The following is a 4,641-nucleotide window of genomic DNA, read 5'->3' on the forward strand; positions in this document are numbered from 1 at the left end:
ATAGGCTTTCTCGCGATTCGTGAAATTCTGCCAGAGGACTACGCCCGCAAGCACCGCCACCACCGGAAGAAGAATCTGCAGGTACAGCTTACCTCGAATAGAGCGAAACGCAAAGGAAAACACCATTAACCCCTCCCTAAAATCGCAGATTTATTTCATCTTACTTTGGGGTATCCCTTGTGTCAAGAGGAACCGTATCAGCGGGTATTTCCTGAGGAATAATCCGATAGCGCTGGTTTTTGGTTTGAGCTAGCCACGCGGTGTACCCTGAGGGACATCGCCTTTCAAACCCTTACGACCCGATACACCCGCCTCGCCTTTTTGAGCTCTCAGCTTGTGGTTTTTTCAACGGCGAGTTGATTGTTGTGCGTGGTCGCCACATCTGGTTTGAGCCGGCACCCTCCATTAGTGGTTTCTTTCTTCTTTTTTCGCAGAGGACTTGCCTCCATTGACAGGGGAGCGCTTTTTTGCTACACTAATTTCGTTCGGAGAACGAACGAACTGGAGGTATACCGTGTACGGGCTCACCAGTTCCAGGGTGAATTCCCTGCACCGGCGCATGGTGTTTCGCTTCATATGGAAAAGGCAATACACCTCCCGGCCAGAAATAAGCCGGGTTTTTGGCTTCAGTAAATCCACCGTTTCTGGGATTATCCAGAGTCTTGAAGATGACGGATTGGTTATGGTATCCGGCTTGAGTCAGAATGCTCCTTCGGGGAGGAAAGCGGAGCTTCTATCCATCAATCCCGAGGGTCCCAAAGTGGTGAGTATCCTCCTCAAGGACACTGGCGAAATCGATGCGGCCCTGTTGAGTTTAAGAGGGAAGGTCATAGGGAGGGAACAGGATTTTCTCTCGCAAAAAACTCCAGAATATGCAGTGCAGCGGGTTTTGGAACTGATTCGGAGCCTTGCGCCCTTTTCGACTATCCTTGGTGTGGGGATTGGTCTTCCTGGCATTGTGGACCACCTGAGGGGACGAATTGAGTACTCGGCCCATTTTCAATGGCGGGATGTTCCATTTGGAGAGATGGTTCAGCGTGGTATTCCTTATCCTGTGTTTGTGGAGAATCGTACTGTTGCCGCAACCTTGGGGGAAACGTGGTTTGGGAAAGGCCTGGAGAGTCGGAACCTGGTGTGTCTCCATTGTGGTGATACCCTGGGTGCGGGTATTGTGATTGGGGAAAAGATCTATCGGGGCAATCTCCTGGGTGCAGGAGAGGTAGGCCATATTCCGGTGGCTCAGGCCCAGGAAACCCTCTGTTCCTGTGGAAGGCGGGGATGCGCGGAAACCGTGGTGGGTTTTCCGGCCATCATGGAAAAGCTCAAAGAGCCTTATCAGAACGAACACGATGCCTTTTGTTTCCTGCGTGACCATCGGGATGATCCCCGGGTACGGTCTCTTCTTGAGGAGGCTTTTGTGGTCGTCGGTGAAGTGACCGCTATTTTACTGAACATTCTCGCTCCAGAAAAGGTGATTTTCGCCGGGGCCTTGCCCAGGGTGAGTCCTTCTTTTTTCTTGGATTTCGTGGTACGGGTTGTAGCTAAAAAGGCTCTTACCCCGATTTTTCAGAAGGTTTCGCTCGAGCTGAGTTTGCTTGGGGAGGAAGAAGAAGCGCTGTGGGGCCAGGCGGTGGTGATGGAACGCCTTTTTGCCATGAATTATCCTCTGGGAGGGTGAAAAATGGGAGAAAAAATTGGGTTTGGAATCATCGGGGCGGGACTGTGGGGCGAAGCGCATGCCCGGATTTATGCCACGCATCCTCTGGCTTGTCTTGTGGCCGTCAGTGATATCGTGGAGGAAAAAGCGCAAGCCCTTGCCAAGCGGTATGGGGCAAAGCGGTGGTATACGGACTTTGGAAGGCTCCTTGAAGATCCCGAGGTTGAAGCGGTGGCGATTGTCACCCCTGATTTTGCCCATGGGGAACCATTCATAGCGGCGATGGAAGCAGAAAAACACGTCATTGTGGAAAAACCCCTGGCGACCTCCCCGGAAGACCTTCGGGCTATGAAGAGTGCTTATCAGAGAAAGAAGGATAGAGTCCGGGTTATGGTCGATTTCCATGCTCGTTTCAACCCACCTTTGGTGATTGCGCAGGCGATGATTCAGCGTGGGGAACTTGGGGAACTAGTTTCGGCGTACTATCGGCTTAACGACATTATCCACGTTCCCACCCAAATGCTTTCCTGGGCTAAAAATTCCTCCATTCTCTGGTTTTTGGGGAGTCATACCGTGGACACCCTGCGTTTCCTTTTGGGAAGCGAAGTAAAACGGGTATACTCGGTTTCAAGCTCCAAGGTCCTGGTGAAACTCGGCATTCCGGTGGCGGATATCTACCAGAGTATTTTAGAATTTGAAAATGGGGTTATTGCCACGATTGAGAATAACTGGATTATCCCCAATACCCATCCGCACTGGAATGATATCAAACTCAACGTTTTGGGTAGTAAAGGCATGATCAACATGGATTTGACCAATAACCAGGCCTTTGAGCGATATCTTGAAACCAAGAGCGACCACCCCGATTTCCTCATCATGCCCACCCTCTATGGGAAACCAGCTGGCTTTGCCCACGAAAGCATTCGTGACTTTGTGGAAAAGCTTTCTACCGGAGAGGAATTCCTGGCCACTTTTGAGGATGGTTATCGGGTGAGCGCGGTCATTCTGGCGCTTTTGGTTTCGGCTGAGAAGCGGATGCCTCAGGAAGTCGAGTATGCCCTGTGAAAAGGGAGGTGAGAAGAGAGGATTGATTGTGAGACATCTGGTTATCGGAAAATCAAAAACCCATGAAAAGGGGGGAATGGCAATGCGTCGTTGGATCGTGTTCCTGAGTTTGGTGGTGCTCGTTGGTACTGGAGTGGTTTGGAGTGTTTTGGCAGCGGAACTTCCGCCGGAGGTCAGTGACTGGGTTAACAGCGTCAAAGAAAAACTTGGGGGAATGACCATCACCTGTGCCTTCTGTCCCCATCCAACCACCGATGCCATGCAGGCTATGGTGGATGAGTTCTCCCGGCTTACCGGGATTCGAGTCCGGTGGGACATCATCGAGGAGGGGTATCTGAGACAGAAGCTGCTCATCGAACACCAGGCCAAAACCGCGGTTTACGACGTGCTCCTCATCGACGCCTTTAACATGGCCGAATATGCCCCAAGTGGGGTGGCGATCGATTTGAAGCCCCTTCTGGATAACGCGGCCCTCACCCCTGCATGGTTTGACTATGAGGATATCCTTCCGGCCTATCGGGATGGGATCGGGAAGTACCAGGGCACTATCTATGGTATCCCCGTGGCCGGAGAAACCCGTTACGTTGGATACCGGAAAGACCTCTTTGAGAAGTACGGCCAGAAACCGCCTGAGACCATGGAAGAATTTTTGACGTTGGCCAAATTCTTTAAGGGAAAAGAAGAGGGCCTGTATGGGGTAGCCATGCGAGGACAAAAAGGGATCCATTTTGGCTCAGGCTGGATGACGGTGATGTACCAGTTAGGTGGTCAGTTCTTGGACCAAAAAACCTGGAAGGTGCTGGTGAATGACCCCAAAACGGTTGCTTCGCTCGAGTACTATGTGGACCTTCTGCAACAGGGACCACCGGATATCGGGGTGTACACCCATGAGGAGGCGGTTTCTGCGTTTACTTCAGGAAGGACGGCTATGTGGTTTGATTCCACTGCCCTCACTCCCTGGGTCATCGATCCCACCAAATCCCAGGTTGCAGATAAAGTTGGGTTTGTGCCCCCTCCTCAGGGTCCGGCAGGGGCCTATGGGGCCCTGGCTGGCTGGAATGTCGGAATTTCCAGCGATATCGATGACAAGAGGAAAGAGGCCGCTTGGGCTTTTATCGTGTGGATGACTGGCCGTTATAACGCCAAGACGTACGTGAAAAACGGGGGAACCCCGGTACGTCAGTCGGTGTACGAGGATCCAGAGTTGGTTGCCGAAAACTGGACTTTCCCCATCCAGCTTGCGTCTCTTGAACGGGCCAATAATCTGGTTCAGGCTGGGATTAGCTGGATACCACCGCATCCGAAATACATGAAGGTTCTCGAGGTGGTTGGTGACTATGGGTCAGCGGTACTCGCCGGTCAGATGAGTGCCAGGGAAGCGCTTGACAAAGCCCAGGTTGAAGTGGAAAAAATCATGGCCGAGTAACTTTTACCCCAACCGAAAAGGAATCTCCTTTTCGGTTGGGGTATGAGGGGTGGGTAAACAGTGCCAAAAAAGGGCAAAGAAGGGTATCTCTTTATTTTACCATCGGTTTTGACGCTTTTTGTTATCGTCATTTTCCCCACCCTTTTTCTCTGGTATGTGAGTCTTACCAATTATGACCTCTCCATGGGATGGGAACAAAAATCCTTTGTGGGGTTGCGCAATTTTTCCTTTCTTCTCTTCGAAGACAAAGATTTCTGGCACTCTCTGAGGATTAGCCTTCTCTTTATGGGGGTCACGGTGAGTTTCGAATTCATTCTTGGTCTGGGTGTAGCGCTTCTTTTTCATCGACATCTTCGGGGGAAAAGAGCCTGGATGTCCCTTTTAATGCTTCCCATGGTGATTACTCCTACCATTATCTCGCTGATCTGGAAGCTCATGCTCAACACTGAATACGGAGTGCTCAATTTTCTGCTCTCCCAGATTGGCCTTTGGA

At 51.2% G+C, this 4,641-nt stretch carries 4 protein-coding genes; all 4 read left to right on the forward strand.

The features are described from left to right. Window positions 1–514: 514 nt before the first annotated feature. The gene (locus tag ABDK92_11060) at window positions 515–1,678 is read left to right on the forward strand and encodes an ROK family transcriptional regulator (GenBank protein MEN3187140.1); all 1,164 of its coding nucleotides are present in this window, start codon (window positions 515–517) and stop codon (window positions 1,676–1,678) included. A gap of 3 nt (window positions 1,679–1,681) precedes the next feature. After that, on the forward strand, window positions 1,682–2,722 hold the full coding sequence (locus ABDK92_11065; GenBank protein MEN3187141.1) for a Gfo/Idh/MocA family oxidoreductase: 1,041 nt from the start codon (window positions 1,682–1,684) through the stop codon (window positions 2,720–2,722). Between the two features lie 82 nt (window positions 2,723–2,804). Further along, a complete protein-coding gene (locus ABDK92_11070) occupies window positions 2,805–4,148 on the forward strand; it encodes a sugar ABC transporter substrate-binding protein (protein ID MEN3187142.1) in 1,344 nt (447 codons plus the stop codon). 60 nt (window positions 4,149–4,208) lie between these two features. After that, window positions 4,209–4,641: sugar ABC transporter permease (locus tag ABDK92_11075; GenBank protein MEN3187143.1), on the forward strand; the 433-nt coding region annotated here is incomplete at its 3' end.

Source organism: Atribacterota bacterium, from assembly GCA_039638595.1.
GTDB lineage: Bacteria > Atribacterota > Atribacteria > Atribacterales > Caldatribacteriaceae > Profundicultor > Profundicultor thermophilus.